This window comes from Pedobacter sp., assembly GCF_965249885.1.
Classification (GTDB): domain Bacteria; phylum Bacteroidota; class Bacteroidia; order Sphingobacteriales; family Sphingobacteriaceae; genus Pedobacter.
The window spans coordinates 38,009-58,572 of the sequence record NZ_OZ252254.1 but is presented as its reverse complement, the minus strand read 5'-3'; the positions used below and the strand labels follow the sequence as shown (position 1 = coordinate 58,572).

General features: G+C 36.1%; 20 protein-coding genes. 7 read left to right on the top strand and 13 right to left on the bottom strand.

Translation table 11 applies throughout. From position 1 onward, the window contains the following. The first annotated feature begins 314 nt into the window (after positions 1-314). Genes ACY2A0_RS00210 through ACY2A0_RS00195 form a run of 4 tightly spaced genes read left to right on the top strand, consistent with a single transcriptional unit; the run spans position 315 to position 4,271 of the window. A complete protein-coding gene (locus ACY2A0_RS00210; protein ID WP_461791192.1) occupies positions 315-758 on the top strand; it encodes a MarR family winged helix-turn-helix transcriptional regulator in 444 nt (147 codons plus the stop codon). After that, a complete protein-coding gene (locus ACY2A0_RS00205; protein WP_461791191.1) occupies positions 755-2,137 on the top strand; it encodes a TolC family protein in 1,383 nt (460 codons plus the stop codon). Before ACY2A0_RS00210 ends, ACY2A0_RS00205 begins: the two co-directional genes overlap by 4 nt. Before the next feature lie 13 nt (positions 2,138-2,150). Beyond that, positions 2,151-3,101 (top strand): HlyD family secretion protein, encoded by a 951-nt coding sequence (locus ACY2A0_RS00200; protein ID WP_461791190.1) that lies wholly within the window; start codon positions 2,151-2,153, stop codon positions 3,099-3,101. Positions 3,102-3,110: 9 nt separating this feature from the next. Continuing rightward, on the top strand, positions 3,111-4,271 hold the full coding sequence (locus tag ACY2A0_RS00195) for an ABC transporter permease (RefSeq protein ID WP_461791189.1): 1,161 nt from the start codon (positions 3,111-3,113) through the stop codon (positions 4,269-4,271). A 364-nt stretch (positions 4,272-4,635) separates the two neighbouring features. Here ACY2A0_RS00195 and ACY2A0_RS00190 read toward each other — a convergent pair whose 3' ends face one another. The 3 genes from ACY2A0_RS00190 to ACY2A0_RS00180 form a co-directional block, all read right to left on the bottom strand. Beyond that, positions 4,636-4,929: a putative quinol monooxygenase gene (locus ACY2A0_RS00190; protein ID WP_181308337.1), complete on the bottom strand. Its 294-nt coding sequence runs from the start codon at positions 4,927-4,929 to the stop codon at positions 4,636-4,638. 101 nt (positions 4,930-5,030) lie between these two features. Beyond that, the gene (locus ACY2A0_RS00185; protein ID WP_461791188.1) at positions 5,031-5,891 is read right to left on the bottom strand and encodes a helix-turn-helix domain-containing protein; all 861 of its coding nucleotides are present in this window, start codon (positions 5,889-5,891) and stop codon (positions 5,031-5,033) included. A 246-nt stretch (positions 5,892-6,137) separates the two neighbouring features. Beyond that, entirely contained in the window at positions 6,138-6,932 is a 795-nt protein-coding gene (locus ACY2A0_RS00180) for a hypothetical protein (protein WP_461791187.1), read from the bottom strand. Positions 6,933-7,097: 165 nt separating this feature from the next. Between ACY2A0_RS00180 and ACY2A0_RS00175 the strand changes: the two genes are divergently transcribed. Further along, on the top strand, positions 7,098-8,171 hold the full coding sequence (locus tag ACY2A0_RS00175; RefSeq protein ID WP_461791186.1) for a tyrosine-type recombinase/integrase: 1,074 nt from the start codon (positions 7,098-7,100) through the stop codon (positions 8,169-8,171). Between the two features lie 487 nt (positions 8,172-8,658). Here ACY2A0_RS00175 and ACY2A0_RS00170 read toward each other — a convergent pair whose 3' ends face one another. From ACY2A0_RS00170 to ACY2A0_RS00125, 10 genes are all read right to left on the bottom strand, one after another. Next, a complete protein-coding gene (locus ACY2A0_RS00170) occupies positions 8,659-8,901 on the bottom strand; it encodes a hypothetical protein (RefSeq protein WP_461791185.1) in 243 nt (80 codons plus the stop codon). Positions 8,902-8,947: 46 nt separating this feature from the next. Continuing rightward, positions 8,948-9,718, bottom strand: coding sequence for a hypothetical protein (locus ACY2A0_RS00165; protein WP_461791184.1), 771 nt, complete (start codon positions 9,716-9,718; stop codon positions 8,948-8,950). Positions 9,719-9,735: 17 nt separating this feature from the next. Further along, positions 9,736-10,293: a hypothetical protein gene (locus ACY2A0_RS00160; protein ID WP_461791183.1), complete on the bottom strand. Its 558-nt coding sequence runs from the start codon at positions 10,291-10,293 to the stop codon at positions 9,736-9,738. A 310-nt stretch (positions 10,294-10,603) separates the two neighbouring features. Next, on the bottom strand, positions 10,604-11,125 hold the full coding sequence (locus ACY2A0_RS00155) for a hypothetical protein (RefSeq protein ID WP_461791182.1): 522 nt from the start codon (positions 11,123-11,125) through the stop codon (positions 10,604-10,606). 116 nt (positions 11,126-11,241) lie between these two features. Further along, positions 11,242-11,727 carry a hypothetical protein gene (locus tag ACY2A0_RS00150; RefSeq protein WP_461791181.1) on the bottom strand — a complete coding sequence of 162 codons (486 nt, stop codon included), beginning with the start codon at positions 11,725-11,727 and terminating at the stop codon, positions 11,242-11,244. A gap of 482 nt (positions 11,728-12,209) precedes the next feature. Further along, a complete protein-coding gene (locus ACY2A0_RS00145; protein ID WP_461791180.1) occupies positions 12,210-14,057 on the bottom strand; it encodes a hypothetical protein in 1,848 nt (615 codons plus the stop codon). Between the two features lie 112 nt (positions 14,058-14,169). Next, the gene (locus ACY2A0_RS00140; RefSeq protein WP_461791179.1) at positions 14,170-14,565 is read right to left on the bottom strand and encodes a hypothetical protein; all 396 of its coding nucleotides are present in this window, start codon (positions 14,563-14,565) and stop codon (positions 14,170-14,172) included. Positions 14,566-14,715: 150 nt separating this feature from the next. Then, positions 14,716-15,540 (bottom strand): hypothetical protein, encoded by an 825-nt coding sequence (locus ACY2A0_RS00135; RefSeq protein ID WP_461791178.1) that lies wholly within the window; start codon positions 15,538-15,540, stop codon positions 14,716-14,718. Positions 15,541-15,592: 52 nt separating this feature from the next. Beyond that, entirely contained in the window at positions 15,593-16,732 is a 1,140-nt protein-coding gene (locus ACY2A0_RS00130) for a tyrosine-type recombinase/integrase (protein ID WP_461791177.1), read from the bottom strand. A 430-nt stretch (positions 16,733-17,162) separates the two neighbouring features. After that, complete coding sequence (locus ACY2A0_RS00125; protein ID WP_461791176.1) at positions 17,163-18,749, bottom strand: recombinase family protein; 1,587 nt, start codon at positions 18,747-18,749, stop codon at positions 17,163-17,165. Positions 18,750-19,222: 473 nt separating this feature from the next. Between ACY2A0_RS00125 and ACY2A0_RS00120 the strand changes: the two genes are divergently transcribed. Together ACY2A0_RS00120 and ACY2A0_RS00115 are read left to right on the top strand one after the other, a co-directional pair. After that, entirely contained in the window at positions 19,223-19,993 is a 771-nt protein-coding gene (locus ACY2A0_RS00120; RefSeq protein ID WP_461791175.1) for a hypothetical protein, read from the top strand. After that, on the top strand, positions 19,990-20,514 hold the full coding sequence (locus ACY2A0_RS00115) for a hypothetical protein (protein WP_461791174.1): 525 nt from the start codon (positions 19,990-19,992) through the stop codon (positions 20,512-20,514). Before ACY2A0_RS00120 ends, ACY2A0_RS00115 begins: the two co-directional genes overlap by 4 nt. Positions 20,515-20,564: the final 50 nt, after the last annotated feature.

Here is a 20,564-nt window from a genome sequence, read left to right as displayed (position 1 = left end):
TCCGCGTAGAAGCAGCCACACATAGGAGCCTGAGCTTAATGATTATCGAGGTGTTTGAGGAGCATTAATTTAGTCCCCAAATGTCAATTTATTGGAATATTTAAAAGGAATGATTAACTTGGTTCTAGGAAAACTGCTTTACATAGGAACCCTTGTTAGTGGCTGTGGCTGTTTGTTTACTCTTTGTTTGATACATTTATCTGTAAATCAAAAGATTAAAAAACTTTTGCATTTTCTCGAAATGTTAATTTTTCCAAAAAATATTTTCAGGATAAAAATATTCTTTACTTTTGTTGTCGTAACAACAATTGTTTATGCAGTCAATTTTAGAATATCAGGATTTTTACAATCTGCTTACGGGTAGAACACCACAGGCATTTAATCGTATTTTGAATAAGAATTTCAGACAGAATGAAGTAGAATTAACCAAGGAACAATGGTCTATTTTGGCTGTTTTGTGGGAAAATGACGGTTGTTCGCAACAGCATTTGGCAGATAAGAGCTTTCGGGACAGACCAAGCGTAACCCGTTTGATTGACAATATGGAAAAAGACGGTTTGGTCAAGCGAAAACCCGATGTAAACGACAGAAGGTCCAATTTGATTTTTCTGACAAAAAAAGGGAAGCAAATACAGGAAAAAGTTATGAATCTTGTCAATGCTACCGTAGAAGAATCTATTAAAGGAATCAGTGTTGAAAATATATTGACAGTAAAAGAAGTGTTGCATAAAATATATCAAAATTTAGAGGTAAAATGAAAATTAAAAAATTACTGCCTATACTTGTCTGTTTTTTGGCTTTTGAAGGAAAGGCTCAAATTGATGTGAGCCCGTCTTTGCAGGAAGCAATTCAGAAAGCAATCGACAAAAACGCTTCTATCCGAAACAAAGATTTGGAAGTGGAAAAAATCAGTACGGAAAAGAAAAGTGTTTGGAACAAATACATTCCGAAAGTAGAAGGTTCGGCAAATTATATGTATTTCGATACGAAAATAACGCTCGATTTACCAACGGGGAACATTCCGGTTATCAATCAGCCGATTTTTGACGGAAAGCAATCGTTTGACAGTTACGGAAACGTACTGATGGGAAGCCTGACGGCAAAAACGGTTTTATTCAGTGGCTTTCAAATCGAAAACGGAGCAAAGGCTTTGGAGCAAAAACGAATCGGAACGGCTTATCTTTCCGAGGCTGAAAAAGAAAACCTGATTAAAGAAGTGATTCATTCGTTTGACCAGGTCCATTTGCTGAACGAAGTCGAAAAATTACTGAATGACAGCGAAAAACGCTTGGCTACAGAAACCAAAAGAGTAGAAAGGGCTATCGAAGAAGGACTTGCCATTCCGTATGACAGGGACAAAATCAAATTGGCGAATCTCGAATTACAATCCAAAAAAATAGAACTTCAGGGAAAACGAAAAGTACTTTACCAAAAGATAAATTACCTTACGGGATATTCTGAAAACCAAATCAAAGAAGTAGAATATTTACTTGCTCCTTATATGATTTCGGAAGATTTATCGGTTGAAAACAAACAGGAGCTAAAAGCTTTGGAATCGTTCAAAAAAGCATCGGATTATATGATTAAGAAAGAAAAAGGGAGTTATCTTCCTGTTTTGGGAGCATTCGGAGGTGTTACTTATGCGAGCCTTTTTGACGCTACGATGATTACTCCCGAAATTCCAATGGTAAATTCCCGACTTTACGGAAGAATGAACGAATTTACGATGAGTCCGAATTGGATGGTAGGGCTTTCGATGAAATGGGAAATTTTCAGCGGATTTGAACGTAAGCACAAAATCCACGAAGCCAAGATAAATGCGGAACAGGTGCAAAATCAATTAGACGATACCAAGGAGAAATTTGCTTTGCTTTTGGAAAATAACCTGGCGAATTACAGGATTCAGAATCAGAAATACCAAATCGGTCTGGAGCAGGAAAAAGTGGCTTCAAACAATCTGAATATGGCTGTAAGGCAATATCAGGAAGGGCTTATCAACATTTCCGAAAGATTGGAAGCAGAAAACGATTTGTTTAAAGCATCAGCCAATAAAATTCAGATTTTAGTAGAGCAAAGGCTGTCCGCTTTAGAAACACTTTCCGTAACAGGAGAATTAACCAAAACCATTTTAAACTAAATTATCAAAAATAATGAAATATATATATTTATTATTAGTTGTAGTGATTTCCGCTGTCGGTTGTGGTAAGCCGAAAACCGAGGTTATTCAGGGAAAAATCGAAAGGGAGCAAATCGGAATCGTATCGAAAATTCCCGGAAAAATCATTGAAATCCGTATTCAGGAAGGAGATTTTGTCAAAAAAGGAGATACGCTTGCTATTTTGGACATTCCCGAAGTCGATGCCAAAAAAAGTCAGGCAGAGGGTGCTGTTCAGTCGGCAAAAGCCCAATATGATATGACTTTGAAAGGAGCTACGGACAATCAGCTCAAACAGCTAGAAGCCAAACAAAAAGCACTCAAAGAACAGTACGAATTGGCTCAAAAATCCATTGACCGATTGTCAAATATGCTTAAAGATTCGTTGGTTTCCCAACAGATGTATGACGAGGCTTTCGCCAAATATCAGGGAGCCCAATCGCAGTATCTGGCTGTTCAGGCTGAAATTTCGGACGTGAAATACGGAGCGAGAATTGAACAGCAAAAAATGGCATTGGGACAGCAGGAAAGAGCTTTGGGTGCTTTACAGGAAGTTTCGGTTGCGGATTCCGAGCGGTATATAATTGCTCCGCAGGATATGACGGTAGAGTCCATTACGCTTAAAGCAGGGGAGCTGGCACTTCCCGGTTATACCTTGATTAGCGGAACGATTTCGGAATCGACTTATTTCCGTTTTACGATTCCCGAAAGCCGGCTTTCAAAGGTTCAGAAAGGACAGGAAGTAATGGTTAATGTGGTCTATAACAAAAGTCAGGTTAAGGGAAAAATAACTTCGGTTAAGGCTTTGGGAGCTTATGCAAACATCGCAACGGCTTATCCCGATTATGAAATTCAGGAGAGTCTTTTTGAGATAAAAATCAGTCCGATTGATGTAGAACAAGCTAAAGATTTGTTTACGAAAACTACGGTTACTTTAGAATTGTAATAAGAAATTATGAAAAACTTTTTTTCGCTTATAAAAAGGGAATTCCGTTTGTTTTGGGATAACAGTGTGCTTCGGTTGCTTTTTATTGGGGCTCCGATTATGTACGGAATACTTTTAGGCTTTGTTTATCAGAAAGGTAAAGTTACCGATTTGCCTGTTGTGGTGGTTGATGAAGACCAAAGTCAGATGAGCCGAAAAGCTATTGAAATGATGCAGGATAATGAGGTTCTGAACGTGGCTTTTATCCAGTACGACCAGAACGATTTAGCTAAAATCGTAGCGGAAAACGATAATATTCCTGCGGTTGTGATTATTCCGAAAGATTTTGAGAAACAGGTAATGACCAAAAAATATCCCGAAGTGCTTACCATTGTAAATACTTCGAATGTTTTAACAGCCAATTATGCTTCGACAGCCATTCAGATTTGTTTAGGAACACTTAAAGCGGGAGTTCAGATTGAAGCTCTTAAAAAACAAGGAATGCCTGAAAGTGTGGCAATGTCGCAATATGAGCCGTTCAAAACCACATTTATTAAAAAATACAACCGAAGCACGAACTATATGTACTTTTTGTGGCCTGGCATTTTGGCAACGGTTTTACAACAGGTTTTGCTGTTAGGCTTGGCTTTGTCCTTTGCTTCCGAATACGAAAACGGAACTTTCAGAACATTGGTTTCGGAAAACAAATCCCTACTTAAAATAATGGCAGTTAAGATAATTCCGTATCTGATAATGAGCTTCGGTATTTGGATCTTGTATTATCTGTTTACGTTTTGGTTCAGGATTCCGTTTTATGAAAATCTAGGTGCTTTGACCTTTGTAGCGGGAATTTTCGTGTTGTCGGTATGCTTTATCGGGATATTGGTAAGCATACTGATTTCGAGTCAGCTCAAAGCAACCGAAATATTGATGGTTATAGCCACTCCGAGCTTTATTTTGAGCGGATTTACGTGGCCGCTTTCGCAAATGCCCGATTGGGTTGTGGCTGTTGCAAATGTGATTCCGCTTACGCATTTCTTACAGGCATTCAGAATTTTGCTGATAGAAGAAGGAACGTTGTCCCAATGTTCGGGTGCAATTTGGGCTATGATTTGGATTGGACTTGTTTGTGCGGTTTTGTCTTATGTAGCTTTGTATTTTAAAAGGAAAAAGGTGTTGAAGCAAGGTTGAATTTTGTACTGCAAAAAAATCCTGTGTGGTAGATTTTTATTATTTTTTTCTGTGTCAGGTTGTTATTTTTCAGCCGTTTAATTTCAGGGGTACGGTTGTTCTGCCATTGCCACTAACGTTTCGGGGCTTGCCGAAGGCGGAGTTTTTTAGCACAAAAGTCAATAGAATTACTACTATTGAACCTTGCAGAAATGTTTAATAGAAGCACTTCAGCTCCGCTTTTGGCAAACCCTTGTTGTGTGCTGGGTTTCTTCGTCAGTCTAAGCTTAATTTATTATCAAGCTGTTTTGTAAACAATGGCAACCTGTCCAAATTCATTTACAGAACTTTGACAGGCTGCCATTTTATAATAATTGTGGTATGTTTATTTAGCCGCTAAAACGTCCAATTTCTCAATAGATGGTGCAGTAGCCAACAATTCAGGTGCATTTTCCATTAACGCCTTTGCAATCTTACCACCAAGATGTGCTTCTCTGCCTTCTTCATCTGAAAAAGTGTCAAAAATGCCAAATGTAGAAGTGTCAATACGGAACGCATACCATGTAATAGTACCCGCTTCTTCATTAGCAAGTGGCAATGCACTTGTAATAAACTCTTCAACATTTTTTTCTTTTCCTGCTTTTGCTTCTAGTCGAACTAATAATCCTAATTTTTTCATGTCTTTTTATTTTTAAATTAAACCAATTTTGTTTTAACACAATTTAGCTCATTGAAGCTTGTGAGGCTTTTTTATTTAGTTCAAAAACTTATGAAAAAAGGTCAAGTTTTCATAATGTTTTTTGGACTATAACCAAATTCATTTTTAAAGGCTGTGCTAAAATTTGATAAGCTATCATAACCAAAGTCCATATAGATTTCTGACGGTGTCGCTTCATTATTAAGCAATAACTTTTTGGCTTTGTTGAGCCGTTTTAGTTGAAACCATTTTCCTGGAGACTCTTGATATAATTGTTTAAATTTTCGCTTAAAAGTAGACAAGCTCATATTGCACAGAAAAGCGACCTCATCAATATTCAAACTCGTGTACAGATTTTTTTCAATGACCATTTTAAAAGATAATTCCCTTTCATTGATTAACAATGAATGGAGATAAGCAAAAAAACTTTGCCCATACTTATCAGCCAGATACAACATAATTTCTTCAAATTTTAATTCCAGAATCTTTTGAGAGATTGTTTGATTCAAGCTATAAATCAGGTGAATGGAATTAATATAATGGATAATAAAATTGTCTTTTTGTATAAGGAAATAGGGGCTATTGGTGGCTGTTATATGAAAGTCCCTTGGGTTGAATAGATGTCCATATTTCAATAAAAAATCATTGATATTTTTTTGAGAAAAGAAAAAGAGCAGGCAGCTGTAACTATTTGCCCCTACAATTTCTGTTGTTAAAAAATTCCCCGATGCCAGGAGTAAGGATTGTGTATCATTTATCGAAACGATGTCATTCGAAAAGTGAATTTCCTTTTGTCCGTCCAACAAAAAACTGAATGCATTTTTGTTTAGATTAATCTTATTTTTGGAAACATGTTTATGCACTTCGTAGTTAGCAATTTGCAGGTCTGATGTTTCCGTGTAGTTATTTTCAAATAAATGTTCAGGAAAGTTTATAATATCCATAAAATTATTGTCTTAAAAACACTTTGGCATTGTAAATGTATTAAATTTATATTCAAAAATTGTTTGCTAAAGTTTGGATGAAGAGGTCGTTTAGCCTTGCACACAACGTCTTCGGGCTTTCCGTTCGGGCGGGAAATCGAAGCACAAAAGTTGATGTTATTACTAAAGTTCAATTGAAAAACTGCCGTTGAATTTTGCACTTCAGCCCGCCTGACGCAAAACCCTTGTTATATGCTGTGCTTCTTTTCATTCAGTTGTCGGTAATACTTTATCGGTTAAATACTGTTTCCAATTTGTTCCTGTAAATTCACAATTTCCGCTATTGATTTTAGCATTTGGTAAGTCTGCTAGAACCATCGTTAAGTCGTCCCAAACATTTTTCAATTCTTCGTCCTTATTTTCAAAACTCAAACTCAATTTTCCGTTCTCCATTTTCAAATGTTTTAGAAAAATTCCTTCTTGTGTCGAGCTAATTCTGTCCGCAAGTTGTATGTAGTAGCCTTGGTAGTCTGGATATGGAACTTGTTCTGGTTGTCTTTCGTCACCTGCGTAAAAACGAAACAAAATGTAGTGTCCGTATTTGCTTAATTTTTCTTTCCAAAATTCAGGTCTTGGAATTTCTGTAAGTTCAGTTGTCAAATACATTTCTGTCTCGCTTGCCCAAGGCTTAAAAGTCGTTTTTACTAATTCTTGTTCTTCAATTTCGAGATTGTCAGCTACTAGTCGAAAAGTCGCAGGAGTTGAGAATTCTATGCAAACACCATTTTCAACTTCACTTGCTTCAATACATTCGATGTAATTGTCGTCACCAACATTTACCACATCTTTGTCAAAAGTCCATTCGTAAATTTTAGATGGAGTGATTTTGAAGGGCAAAATGTGTCTTTCTGAATTTGCCTTATAGTTTGCTTTAACGTTATAACCAACAATAATTTCAAGAGGATTTTCCTTGATTGCCAAAACGTGTCCGTCCTCAAAATAGAAGTTGTCGGACAACCATTTGTCAAGGTTGTTGAATGTATGTACGGTCGTTTTTAGCATAGCATATAACATTATAATATACGCAATATATACAATTTTAACCATACAAAATACGAAGCCCATAAAGCTTTTATAATAAGCCTGTTAACAACATTATCAGAACTTTCGTATTTTGTATTGATTTTAATTGACAGAAACTCCCTACCATACAAAATACGTATATCTATGGAACTTAAAAAATACCTCATCTCACTTGGAAAACATCAAAACAAAAAGGTAATCTGGATAACATTTGACTACGACAAAGAACTGATATTAAGACTTAAACACTCATTCCCAATTGCACGTTGGAGTTCTTCACAGAAGAAATGGCATATTCCAGACTGTAAGCATCACAGAGACGCTCTAGGACTGCCTGAAACTTTCGAACTCCCCAACAATCAGGCAAACCAAATAAGTAGTACCAATCAAAATGCCTATAAAAGGTACATAGAACAGCTGCAACTAAAGGGTTATAGCAATAAAACTGTGAAGACCTATTCCAATGAATTTCTCCAATTGCTGCTATTGCTAAAGCAGCATAGCGTAGACGAGCTAAGCCCTGAGAGGCTAAGAAGTTATATCTTATACTGCATAAATACATTAAAACTCAGTGAAAATTATATCCATATACGATTAAATGCCCTTAAGTTTTATTTTGAGAAGGTATTGAACAAAGAAAGATTCTTTGTGGAAGTACCCCGTCCGAAAAAGCCTTCAAAATTACCAAAGGCATTTAGCCAAAGTGACATAGAGAAGATTTTCAAGGTAACTGAAAACCCTAAGCATTTGCTGATGTTACGCCTTTGTTATGGTATGGGGCTACGTGTCAGCGAATTGACAAACCTAAAAATTACAGATATAGATAGCAGTAGAATGATGGTTCACATTCAAAATTCAAAGGGTAAAAAAGACAGATATGTACCACTTCCTGCAAGCATTCTTGAAGAATTAAGAGCATATTACATTAAAAACACTCCAAAGCTATATCTTTTTGAGGGACAGTTCGGCGGCAGATATTCAGACAGAAGTATACAGGCAGTTTTTAAAAATAGCATGAAAAAAGCCAATATAAGTAAGGCTGTCGGAATACATGGGCTAAGGCATAGCTATGCCACACATTTATTGGAGTATGGAACGGATATGTTTTTTATCCAGAAGCTTTTAGGGCACAGCCAAATCAAGACAACTGAAATTTATGCAAAGGTTTCCAACAAACACCTTAATAAAATAGTAAGCCCGTTGGACCGGCTCAAATAGGCGCGTATTATTTTGCACACCTGCCTTGCACATCGAGTAAAGATGCTATAGGTAAAGTGCATAGCACGACTATAGCTACGTTCTACGCAAGTGATTGGCGGGATAGTTGAACCAACTATCATGACAATTATGATGTCTTTACGAGTCAGCAAGGTGTGCTGCGCTGAGATAGCCGATGAATTTATCTTTGAGTGTAACGAATTATAAATTCAGAGTAGGCTATCATGAGTTGCGCCGCTTTGTTTAAGCATAAGGAGTGACAAACAGGTGTTTGGCGGTCTCTTATGCAAACATTAGTAGCGACGAATACCTTCTAACCTAATCGGGTTTGCACTGTCCCAACCCAAGAGATACAGGTGGTAAAGTGCACGCATTACCTTTTATAGATACAGGATAGAAGTAGCAGCACCAAATCAGCGACTGTACTAACCCATTGCTCGCTTAAGCCACTCCTTTTGAGCAATGGGTGTATGTATCAGGAGTGCGATTACAAACTAGCTAAGAACGGCTTCAGGTGCTCGGCAATTTGAGTACTGCAATCCTTTACCAATTCCTTTAACATGCCAATTTGAAAGCTTGCATCATATTTAGCATTTGATAATAGGTAATGCTCAATGTTAAAAACCTCCTGCATTGCTTGTTTATCACTATAGGTTAACACGCTTTCGTCAAGCAACATAGCATTAAACTTAGCCTTCAACTGTTGAACCTCTTGTAGATTTACTTTCATAGACATAAAATTAAAAGAGCCGCATTGCTACGGCTCGATTACATTATTAATTACAATTGTACGTGTATTGCATTGTATTGGTGTAACTTGTATTAGCACCAACCTTTACACTGTTGACGAACTTAGTAATGTTACCAACTTTATCTTTTTCATAGGTGTAGGTTTCTGTAGTTTCAGTTCCATTCCTAGTAACAACGGACTTAGTTGGTAGGAGTTTCGAACGTCTACCGTAGTAATCAAACAATGGTGTTTCAAGCTCTTCGGGAAACGCATCATTCGTGTTGTACAAAAAGAAGCCACCACTGTAATTGTTATCCTGTTTTTCGTAACTTATTATATATCTTCCATGGTCGAACCTAACAGTGGTCAAGTTACCATCAGTCCAAAGAAACTGCGTAAGCTCCTGCGCATTGTTCACACTTATTTGCGTCATATACCCATTTACATCATAGGTGTAGACTGTAGTGCGGTTTGTACCGTCAACCCTGCTGGTACCTATTCTTCCTGCACTATCAAAAATGTGTCTAGTAACCGTACGTTGTTGACCGACAACTTCTGTTTCTACAATCTGATCGTTTGAATAAAGGTAGGTAATAGTTTCGATTGGGCTGTTCTTCCATACCTGCTTCCACGTTACAACTCTATCCTTGTCGTCGTACGCATATTCAAACACAGTACCGTCATTAAACTTTACCTCCGTTTGCTTACAACGTTTGAATAGTGTTGGTGGTTCATACGGAACTTCAGTAGTTGATTTAGAACATGATGCTACAATCAGCAGCATGGCAGCCGAGAGCGTTAAGATTTGTTTTCTCATTGATGTTAATTGTTTATCTATTTGTTATTAAACATTGCATAGCTATAGAGCCAGCAGGCACCTGCTACCCCTAAAAGAATGATACCAAGAACAACACCTAATGTTGCATCTATAACTCCTGTAGAACCATTTACAAAGGACATAATAGCCATCACAAATAGCCATAGACCGAATAATCCCAAGCCTAAGCCTATAAGTTGATCAACCCAATCACCAGAGTTGTTGGTACGGGGTTTCAATTGCGGCTGTTGATTAATGGGGCTAGCGTTCCGAGTAGGTATAATGTTTGGGGTGCTTCTTAACTCTTTTTCAATCTCCTGCACGAACATCATAGCACCGTAAATGGCTGCATTAGCTGGCGCAGAAGTGCCGTTTGGCAGTCTTAGGAGCTTAGTTCCATCGTAACTAGAAGATGTCTGTAGTGTCCTAATTTCGCTTACAATTTGCCGTAATTGTGAGAGCTGATATTGCTTTTGATAGCTGGATAAGGTGTTTAGATCCAATGCATCTGCAAGTTCGAGTGACTTGGCATTCAGATCATTGTAGAGACGTTCAATTTTATAGTTAGTGCCCATGTTTAAACATTGGCTTGCAGTCCACCAAACCTTTAAAATGCAATAAGCGCAGGACTGAGCTTATTTGCGTCTAAGAGGTTCGGCAAAAACCTGACAACAACAAACAAGTCAGCCTGCGCTTTTTACAGCACAGGCGTAACACTCATTTGCACTTGTTGTCTTGATAAATTTTGCCGATTTCTTAGACAAGTAACAAATAGCTAACGCTTATATCTTAATTATATGTAATTCTATTTTTCTTCTATATCTCTATCGTTTTACGCAAAGATATAAAGTTAAGGGAAATGGACGTATTGCTACGTCCAAATTTTTATGCTGCATCTGGTCGTTCAACACAACGGATGCTTATAGTGTCGGTTTCTCCCTCGAATGTCAATCTAAAGAAGTAGTTATGTACATCGTAGTCCTTGAACTGCACTCTAAGCGCATATTCAGTTCCTATAGTACCATCTTCGGAGTTTGTCACCCTGTAAGCTTCTCGCAGCAATTGGTTGGTCAAGTTACTACCGAACTTTTCGATGTAATCAGCATCATAGTTGATGAAGATATAAGATTTGCCCTCCTTGCTGTTGGATAGCGTAATGTTCCAGAAGTGGCAAACAAATTCAGCCACATAGTGTGCATTCTGTGGATCTTTCGTGTGGTCAACTTCAACGTAGGTTCTGTACTTCCTCATTTCAAATTTAGTTAGTAGCTCAGTTGCTTTCTGCACAATCTTGGTATAGGCTTTCATTACCGCTTCGTTGTTCTGTTGTAATTCTGGTGTAACCATTACGAAGTTTGTTTTCTGTTGAGGAGCTTTGCTCTGCTGCTTCTTAGCTTTTGCTGTCATGTTAATTGAATTTAGTGTAAATGAAAAAGGCATCCATGTAGGATGCCTGTATTATTGAATGATTTCTTTAAACTGTCTACCTTTTAAATAGTCAGATTGGAGTGGCTACTATTTGCCTATAATTGACGAGCGTGTTGCTGCTGGCACTTTAACGAGGCTTTGAAATAGTCTACAAATGGCTCACGGAATGTACGGAGCACTTTTCTATCAAAGAAGGTTAATCCCTTGAATAGCTTATTGATTTCATCAGCATGAATGCTATCATCAATGTAATATCTCATCTCATATTCCTTCGTAGCTCTACATTCTAGATTAAAGTATGCGTGCGAAGTAATGAAGGTGTACATCGTAGAAATGCAGTATTCGTCCTTGTACCTGTCACGCTCAATTACCATTCTATCTGTTGGATTTTCTAGCATGCTGTAATAACGTTTCAATCTAGTGAGCAATGCGAAGTAGAATGTTTCAACGGCTTCATTATATCTCTTTTGTTCATCATTGATACCTCTTTGTGCCCTTAACCAGAACTTGTAAACTTTCATTGGTTCTGGTCGTTTCACCTCATCAATCGATGGTGGTTTTTCAAATTGTCTTGCTCCCATAGCTTCTGTTTAATCGTTCTGAATTGAATTGTGTAACTGTTTTCGTCATTGGTAAGGCTATATATAGTCGCTTTCCCTTCGAGAGCTAGAAGGGGGCTTAAGACGGACCTACCTAGCACCAGTGAACACACATATAATTTAACCGTTGAGGCATGTGTGTTAATATATATAGCATCTAAATTGCCATTTCGTTAAATGTTGAAAATACCCTTGTATGTGTCTCGTTTAATAGGTGAAACGCTTAAATTGATTTGGGGAGGGGGTGGTTTTTAAGGCATAGTACCTTATAAATGAAGGAGAGGGAACATTATTCCCTCTCATCAATACATGTTTATTATACAGGAGATTGCACTTTAAAGCATTCTTTCAATAATTGAATAACCCTTTTTACCGCAAATGAAGTTAACCGCATTTCTTTGTTATATAACTGCCAAATCCCTGTTTTTCAAAGGGGGGTATTAGTAAACACGTAAAATAGGGTTTTATGCATTGAACAACTTACGCAGTGGTCTGTAACCACAATGTTTTTTACCTGTTGCATCTCTTCTACATGAATAGTCGGAAACCTCGAAATAATTCCGTAATAACTCTATGGAAGGTTTTAGCTTAAAAAGTTTGAATTTATCGATTCCTTCCTGTAATATTTTCTTTAATCGTGCGGCGGTATAAGTTTCACCAATGTTGAACTTACTATAAACAAATCTAATAAATTCGAAATTCTTCGCTTCACTATCTTCTTCTATTTGTTTAAGTTCATTTAAGATCAATCCGTATTTAAATCCCAATTCTTTTGCTCTATCAAATCCTACTTTATTAAATATTTCAAGTGCCTTAGGGTGCTCTTTTTTAATTGATTGTAATTCTACGGCAACCTCTTCCTCTTCAATACCTCTATTGTAAAGTTTTCTTAATATTGGCATTAAAAGCTCCAAAGATGGCTTCAGCTTTCTTTTGCAGTCGTCTATTTTTGCCTTGTCACTGTCATTCAAGATAAAATGCAGGTTTTCACTATCTTTTAGGATGTTAAACAACTTATTACTCTTGTATGCTGCTAAAAGGCTTTCTCTAGAAATATAGCAACTATTAACATTGTTTTGAAATACAGCGTTATCGATAGCAAAATGGTTTACGGCACCACTAGTTCTGTCAACGTAGCTAGAAAACAAGCTTTTGTCGAGCATATCATCTACAACTTGTCGAGCTGCAAATGTTGTCACTGAATTTCTATAGGTATTTAGAGCATCGTAAACCACCTTCAATCTCTGGATATCTTCTCTTATTGTAGTTTCGTCTGATACGATTAGCTCTGGATTAAGATTGGTAATATGCGTAAGTTTTCTACTTATAGTTCCATTTGGGGGTCTTCTGAACCTTCCTTTAATCTGCACAACTTCCGTTGAAGGATCGACTTTGGTGTGTTCTGCCATAAAACAATCAGTGATTATGATAATGTGCGGATTTATTATACCTTTAATATCCACCGCAGAATTGAAGCGGCTGGTAAAAAAGTTGAATTTCATAAACTTGTCCTTTTTCACCATAAGCGTTTTAACATTTGTATAACCATTCAATTTAAGCTTCCCTTTACTATCCTCAGAGCAGAATATTAGGCTTTCACTCTTAATATCCAAAAATTCAATTAGAGCTGAGATTGAGTGCGTTGAATTTAAGAATATAAAATATTGCTTGTCTTTACTTTCTAAAAGGTATTTATGAAAAGTAAGAAAAACATTGTTTGTTGTTTTGACGGTAATATCCTGTTTAGGCGCTCCTATTTCCTTGATTACAACATCTTTAAATCCCTGTTCTTTAAATCTAGGATCTGAGGGAGGAATCGGAGTAGCAGAAACGAACGCTTTATTCTTAAATTTAAAAAAGTGGTTTATTGGCAGAATTATGCTTTTTCTGTAGTCGATATCCTGCACCGTCTTCTCACACTCATCAAAAAGCATAAAATAGAATCGGTACATTTCATCTAAAATGCCTAGCTGCTCGAAAGCCTGCACAACTTTCGTAAAGCTTTCAGGTGTAGTCATTATTTTTTTGTATTCTACATCTGATTGAAGATATTCTACTATATCGTCTACCCTAACACCTTCAACTACACTTCTAATTGACGGTTTTCGCTTTCCAGAATTGAGCTCATTGCATTTATCTTGTATTACTGGTTTATTAGGCTCAATAATTATACTATGTCTTTCTAGTTTTATTTCAAGTGTGGTAAACCCGCAATCAGTAATTTTAAAATATATTTTATTGCCTGCAATGTTACCAAGTACACTATTTATGTATTTGCCGTATGCCAGCCTTATTATTTTTTTGTTCATCATGAATTAATTTGCCAATAGAATTCCCAAACGAATGTTTATATGTACTTCGTCAATTATTAATTCTACTGTAAATGTGAAAAAGGGTGGGCTGAATGCCCACCCAAAGGATTGTTTAGCTCTCTAGAGCTTCATTGTAAAGTTGTTCCAAGTTCTCAGTTATTTTGATTTTGCCAGCGGCATAATCATCAATTAACTGTTTAATATTTGAGAAATGTATTATTCTCAATGGCTTGTGGATAACCCTGCCTGTCTTGAATTTTAGCCATGTACTCTCAACACCGTTTTCTGTAACGTGCGTCGGTTCACTAATTAAAAGCGAGCCTTTTGACATGTTTTGAAACATTGCTTCAAGATGTTTATTCTGCCACGCATCTACATTGTCCATATGACTAATTAGCTCTTGATGTGAGAATATACCTTCGCCACCATTATTTGTGAATAAGCCGCTACCTTGTGGCTCATTTCCTTCTTTAGACTTGTTTAGCAAGTCTGTATAGGATTTTTTCATCTTTGATTTTACGATTAATAATATGTTTAAAAATTTCTGGTTGGTACCTAACCAGAGGTTATTTCATCAATTGATAATCGAAGGTAGTAATAACCGGATGCAGAGAATGTGTGTAACGGCTAACAGATATGCCTATTTTTAGGCTTGTTTTTAGCCAGTTATAAGATAGTTATCTAACTTACTGATTGCCTTGTTGTAAGACGATATTGCATTATGTAAATTTTTAATGTATTTGTTAACCTCAACGTCTTTTAATTGGATAGTATTTATTTGAATGGCTTGTGGCAGTTCATACCTAGGTAATGAACTCTTGCTATTGGGGAGAAGGTGAGTTAAGCCCATTAGATGCATAAGCTTAACTATAAATCTTCCTTGTGCATTTGTTAATACAGAATTAGTACGCTGCGACTTACTAAATTGTTCAAACTTTTTAATTTGCGATAGTATAAATAGTGGTAATTCAATTTTGGGAATGATTGTCAATATGTAATCATTAGATATATTAAATCGTTTACGCATATGCTGGTAGCCATAAGCTATGTAATCGCTATCAATATTTGGACATAGACCATTAATGTAGTGCTCGACAGGTTTTTTTTGATAATAGCCACACATAAACTCAAATAAGTCTTTGTTGAAATCTCCTGCGGTATCCGATAGGGGTAATGTTATATTTTTTTCGTAACCATCAGCACCTATCAATCCTATTTTTAGCGAGCTAACTTTTTCTATATGCTTGTTAGCAGTAAACAAACTATACATACCAAAATAGAAGTCTTTTGCATTGTCACGATATTTCTTTTTATACCTTCTTTTTAGCTTGCCTCCATTAAACCGCTCAATTGCGTCTTCGATGACTTTGGTCTGTTCTTTAATGATTTCTCCTTTAGGTTTTATCCTCGAAGGTATTGGCTCTTTCAACAGTTCCGTTAAAAACTCTAGAAAGATTTCTCTATTTTGCTTACCTACTTTCATGTTATATTGGCGAAGCAATTTACACCACTCCGCCATAAAGATATCAATTTGCTTAGAGTGTAGGACTGTGGTTCATTAACTCCTGAATGTCAAACTGGCCTAAACTTCTCAAATACTTTTGCGTAACGGTAATTGAACTATGCCCCATTAGTCGTTGCAACAGATATATATCTTTAGTTTTTTTATAGACCTCTACTGCTGCTGTGTGACGAAACGAGTATATAGTTTGGTCTGGTTCTAAGAGATTTTTAAGCAATAGTTCAGCTCGCAGACGTTTCCATTTTGTTGTAAAGAAGAAACGATTTAGGTTAGCAGAGGATCCACTGAATATGTTTTCATTATCACTCAAGTCATCTGCTAGCGGTTTTATAATTGTTCTTATATATTCCGGAACATAGACGACTCTAACTTTTCCACTTTTATTCTCTCCTCCGGATAAATGGATTTCGGTATAATCGGATTTAAATTGCCCTTTTCTAAGTGATAACACTTCGACATGTGGTCTTAACCAACATCCGTAAGTGAATAGGCAACACAAATGCAGTTGTTTATCCCTTGTTTTAAGATAGGATAGAAGTTTGCGCATTGCCGATTTTTCATATGCTTTATGTAGGGTCGCTTTTCCTTTCATGGTTTGTGTATCTCTAGCGATGCTCCTGCAATTGTTGATCTTTGCAGCAGTAGTCAATAAGATTGATAGATCACTTCGCTTTTTCATGTAGTATGTGGATGAAGATGAAAACTTAGTTAGAAATTCCTCTATCCGTTCTAACCTTAAATCTTTAAAAGGTAAGCGCTTTTCGTTTTCATTTAGAAAGCTAGTGAACTGAAGCTGTATTTCCTTCAGGTCGCTCATGTACCTTTTACTTAACTTTAGTTTTTCTTTATTGACAATTGCACGTAATAGGCTTTCTTCAACTGGGTAGCCAAACTCCTTAACAGCTTCAGCAACTCTAGGTAGTTTTTCGGGTTCTAACGGATATTTGCCCTGTTTGATATGGATACTTAATGCAGATTTCAGCTCCATTAATAGCTCTAGCCTTTGTTCGTTGCTTTTGGCTTTGTTAGGTTCTATCGGCAATCCAATACTTCTTCCTGTGTATTCTCTGATTCTTTTGCCATTAAAATAGAATTCAATGTAAGCTCTTCCGTCTTCGTTCTTTGGTAGTTTAATCTTTAAGTCAGTGTGCATTTGGCGCTCTGTTGGCGCGCTACCAACCGCCAAACCTTAAAATGCGGCTTTAAATGCTATTCTGCCCGCATGAGCACCGGTTTTCTAAACCGTAGGTCACAGGTTCGAATCCTGTTGGGGGTACAGTTTTTAATAGCTAACAATCTGATTGTTAGCTATTTATGTTTTATAAAGCCATCTTTTTCAAACCAATCCTACCAATTTAATTACTTATTGGGTTTCCTAATATTTTGATTTACAAATCCTTGAAAATGTCGATTTTTTAAGCATTTTAGGCGTTGGTTTTTATATCATTTTGATTAACAATCAATTAAGATTTGAATTGTTTTTAATGTAGAACCACTCGATTTGGCGATATCTTGAGCAGATTACCTTTGAACACTTTTTACGGTTTTGGAACTGGATTTTAAAATTTCAGCTATAATTTGGGTTATCGATTCAATGAGCTTTTCATTTGCTTGAAACTGATATCCGCCTCTTCCCGTGTTGACTTTCTTAGTGCTCTTCTCATTTCGATCTGGTTTGGATTGCTCGCTACATTATGTGGTGGTTTTATCAGCAATAGGTGTTTTAAACTCTTTTTTTGAAGATTAAATTGCAGCAAACTGTTAAAGTGGCACGAAGTAAATAAGTCTCTGTCCCACGTAAGACCATCGTTGAATATTATTCTGATCAAAGTTTGTTTTTGTAATACTTCTGATCTCGTATATATTCTGTAAAGATTGAATCTACCGGAACTAAACTTCTTCAACGTTTTTTCAATATCTGCTTTGTTCACTGCCGATTTTTGAAGCCTGTTTTCAATCTGATCTCTTTCCGATTTAAACACTTCTTTCCATTTATGGTAGACGGAAATAGAAATCTGATCGGTTATGAATTTTTGTTCCAAGCGTAGTATTTTTTCGTTCAAGATCCTCACTAACCTTGTTTTTTCACTATGAATGTTCTGTCGTTCCTTCAATAATCTACTCGATATTTTTGAGAGAGAATTGTTCAATAACTCAACCTGATATTTTTGAAAAGTGATTTTCTTTAGTAGCTCCTCAAATTTTTGGTGCATTGTATTACCGGGAATATTAGTGCCTGGGTGATTCACGCACTTATAATAGAGATAATATTTTCTGCTCCCTTTCGTCCATCCTGCTGTAAGATTGTGTCCACATGGGCATTTTATAACCCCTCTTAACGGAAATTCTTCATGTGCTCTTGTCTGTTGTCTGCTCCTACTATCCAATAGCTTCTGTACACGCCAAAAATCTTCTTCTTGTATTATTGGCTCATGAAGAGCCTTTACATGTTTTTCTGGTGAATTCTTGGAAGCATTGATTTTTATTAATCCTGCATATACACAGTTTCTTAGGATATCATTGATTGAACTGTTCCCTCTATTTTTGAATCCAAGGGCTAGTACCTCTTTTTGAATCAGGTGCTGAGGGATGCCAATTTCATAGTCATAGAAGATCTTTTTGACGATGAAAGATTGCGATTGATTGATTTCAATCGTATGATCATCCTTAGATTTTTTGATGTTACTATACCCAAAAGGCGCTTTACCTAAAAACCTACCTTTTTCTTTCGCGTTTAAGATCCCTAATCTAGTTCTGTTCTTTATGGTAAGAAGCTCTCTATGTGCTATCAAATATTCAAAAGCCCGTTTCATAAAGACATCCGAGTCGGATGTGTCGAGATTAATTGGCTCATTGGTCGAGATGACCTTGACATCATACTTTCTTTCTAGTTCAGCAATTTTGATTAATGCTTCAGGTAGGTTTCTGCTAAAGCGGTCGTGATCGAGTACCACAAGATATTGACATTTTCTCCTATGTTTTTTAATGAAGTCCTCTAGAGCCAAATAACTATTTCTTTTAAAGGTATAGCTACTTTCTCCATTATCTCTAAAGACTTCCAGAATTTTCAGTTTATTTCGTTTACAATAATCACGAACAATGGTCTCCTGATACTCCAATGATTTAGATTGATCTTTAGTACTCAATCTTAGATAACATACTGCATTCATATATAAATTTTTAATGAATGCCTAATTGAAGGAAATGATTGGATTTTAAATGAGTTTACGGTTTCCCATAAACAATCATCCTATTGGATTTTTATATTTGTTTGCAACGACCAATTGGTTATTTGCTGTTTAATTTAGGTTATCAAAGCAAGATAAAGAGATTGTTGTAAGTGTTTTTATGTCAGCAGATTGTTGGGACTTGATTTCTGTTTGACAAATTGTCTGTATGACAACAGTACACATAATAATAGTCGTTACGCTAATAATTTTAAGTTTTCTGAATTAAATAAATTGAATTGTGATGAAGAAATCTATTGTGGCATAATATTTTACAAAATTATTTATCAAGAAAAGAAGGATTGGAATATTAATCAAGCTAAGTATAAAACCAAAGCAGAAAATTTCAGTAAAAATGACAGTAAAACAATGTTAAGTTCAATAGTCAGAAAACCTAAAATAAAAATTTCAATTCAATGCTCCATTTAGTAGATAAAAGTAAGGTTGGTCGCAACTTAAAGGATGATTCTGGAGAACAGATTGATTGGCGTAATTTGTTTAAGAGTTCCGAGGATTCATTTACTTCAAGTATATTTAGCCTACTTTCATATTTGCCAGCTAGCGAATTTTGGGCTATTCTAACCGATTCGATGATGAATTTTGAAATGGGTGAATTTGAAATTCCAAACAAGCTTAGCTCAATAACATTCTGGCCAAGGTGGAATAGCAACAATAGCTATTGCGAACCAGATGTTTTTGTTGAATTTGATACATTTGACCTTATAATAGAAGCTAAGAGGTGGGATTATCAGCAACAATTTAATCTTCAATGGCAGATAGAGATAGAAAGTTATTATTCAGAATTTGGCGAAAGAAATAAAAGGTTAGCATTACTTGCTATAGGAGGTAATGCGGAGAATTTAAAAACAGAGATAATAACATTCAATAAAAATTCGGTTCCGGTATTAAAGCTTAAATGGCGAAGATTACTAGATACTGTAAACGTTAAGAAGAAAAGTATTAAACCTGAAACAAATTGCTTTCTTCATATCTACAATGACTTGGTACTTAGTTTTAGGATACACGGATTCCAAACCGGTTTGTTGTTTGACACTATGCCATTGAATATAACATTGAATGAACAAAACTACGAGTCAATCAAAACAAACGTGCCATCTTTTTTCAAATGCCAACATTTACCAAACATTGTAATTGAAAATTATCCAGAATTAATAAAGATTTTATGAATAACGCAATTCAACAAGAATTAAGCTTAGCTTTCATCGAGGTAAGGAAAGCCTATCGGTTGTTATATTTTTACCAGCGCAGGGTATTGGATACTGTAAAATATTTAACAGACGCTTTAGGAATGAGAGTTCAATCAGGGTGGTCTTTATACAGTGAAAATACCCCTAGAAATGGAAGAAATCTAAATTTAGATCTGTGGGCATGGGATTGGCTTAATATGTATATGTATGAATTTTATTGTGGAGCAAAAATAATAGGTGATGATAGTTATCAATTTGCAATCCAAATTCAGTCTGATACTGGGCCATTTGACGAGATGGTTGAGGCTACTAATGTTACAGATTTCGGTCCTGTTGATATCGCCTCGACAAGACTACTATTTATAATAGGTAAAAATAGATGGAAAAATGAAGATGAAAATGCTGGCGATGCATACTTCTATAACATATCCACCTTAAAGGCTAAAGAAAGCCCAATCTATGTTGAAAAAAGTGATGGTGATAATAAAGTGTTTTTTTAAAAATCTTATTTATTAGAAAGTTTCTGTGACGAAGAAAGTATTTTAAGTAA

What these genes read in the sequence shown, in the direction of transcription:
- ACY2A0_RS00210 (WP_461791192.1), top strand. Translation starts at nt 315, where the DNA reads ATGCAGTCAATTTTAGAATATCAGGATTTTTACAATCTGCTTACGGGT.
- ACY2A0_RS00205 (WP_461791191.1), top strand. Translation starts at nt 755, where the DNA reads ATGAAAATTAAAAAATTACTGCCTATACTTGTCTGTTTTTTGGCTTTT.
- ACY2A0_RS00200 (WP_461791190.1), top strand. Translation starts at nt 2,151, where the DNA reads ATGAAATATATATATTTATTATTAGTTGTAGTGATTTCCGCTGTCGGT.
- ACY2A0_RS00195 (WP_461791189.1), top strand. Translation starts at nt 3,111, where the DNA reads ATGAAAAACTTTTTTTCGCTTATAAAAAGGGAATTCCGTTTGTTTTGG.
- ACY2A0_RS00190 (WP_181308337.1), bottom strand. Translation starts at nt 4,929, where the DNA reads ATGAAAAAATTAGGATTATTAGTTCGACTAGAAGCAAAAGCAGGAAAA.
- ACY2A0_RS00185 (WP_461791188.1), bottom strand. Translation starts at nt 5,891, where the DNA reads ATGGATATTATAAACTTTCCTGAACATTTATTTGAAAATAACTACACG.
- ACY2A0_RS00180 (WP_461791187.1), bottom strand. Translation starts at nt 6,932, where the DNA reads ATGCTAAAAACGACCGTACATACATTCAACAACCTTGACAAATGGTTG.
- ACY2A0_RS00175 (WP_461791186.1), top strand. Translation starts at nt 7,098, where the DNA reads ATGGAACTTAAAAAATACCTCATCTCACTTGGAAAACATCAAAACAAA.
- ACY2A0_RS00170 (WP_461791185.1), bottom strand. Translation starts at nt 8,901, where the DNA reads ATGAAAGTAAATCTACAAGAGGTTCAACAGTTGAAGGCTAAGTTTAAT.
- ACY2A0_RS00165 (WP_461791184.1), bottom strand. Translation starts at nt 9,718, where the DNA reads ATGAGAAAACAAATCTTAACGCTCTCGGCTGCCATGCTGCTGATTGTA.
- ACY2A0_RS00160 (WP_461791183.1), bottom strand. Translation starts at nt 10,293, where the DNA reads ATGGGCACTAACTATAAAATTGAACGTCTCTACAATGATCTGAATGCC.
- ACY2A0_RS00155 (WP_461791182.1), bottom strand. Translation starts at nt 11,125, where the DNA reads ATGACAGCAAAAGCTAAGAAGCAGCAGAGCAAAGCTCCTCAACAGAAA.
- ACY2A0_RS00150 (WP_461791181.1), bottom strand. Translation starts at nt 11,727, where the DNA reads ATGGGAGCAAGACAATTTGAAAAACCACCATCGATTGATGAGGTGAAA.
- ACY2A0_RS00145 (WP_461791180.1), bottom strand. Translation starts at nt 14,057, where the DNA reads ATGATGAACAAAAAAATAATAAGGCTGGCATACGGCAAATACATAAAT.
- ACY2A0_RS00140 (WP_461791179.1), bottom strand. Translation starts at nt 14,565, where the DNA reads ATGAAAAAATCCTATACAGACTTGCTAAACAAGTCTAAAGAAGGAAAT.
- ACY2A0_RS00135 (WP_461791178.1), bottom strand. Translation starts at nt 15,540, where the DNA reads ATGAAAGTAGGTAAGCAAAATAGAGAAATCTTTCTAGAGTTTTTAACG.
- ACY2A0_RS00130 (WP_461791177.1), bottom strand. Translation starts at nt 16,732, where the DNA reads ATGCACACTGACTTAAAGATTAAACTACCAAAGAACGAAGACGGAAGA.
- ACY2A0_RS00125 (WP_461791176.1), bottom strand. Translation starts at nt 18,749, where the DNA reads ATGAATGCAGTATGTTATCTAAGATTGAGTACTAAAGATCAATCTAAA.
- ACY2A0_RS00120 (WP_461791175.1), top strand. Translation starts at nt 19,223, where the DNA reads ATGCTCCATTTAGTAGATAAAAGTAAGGTTGGTCGCAACTTAAAGGAT.
- ACY2A0_RS00115 (WP_461791174.1), top strand. Translation starts at nt 19,990, where the DNA reads ATGAATAACGCAATTCAACAAGAATTAAGCTTAGCTTTCATCGAGGTA.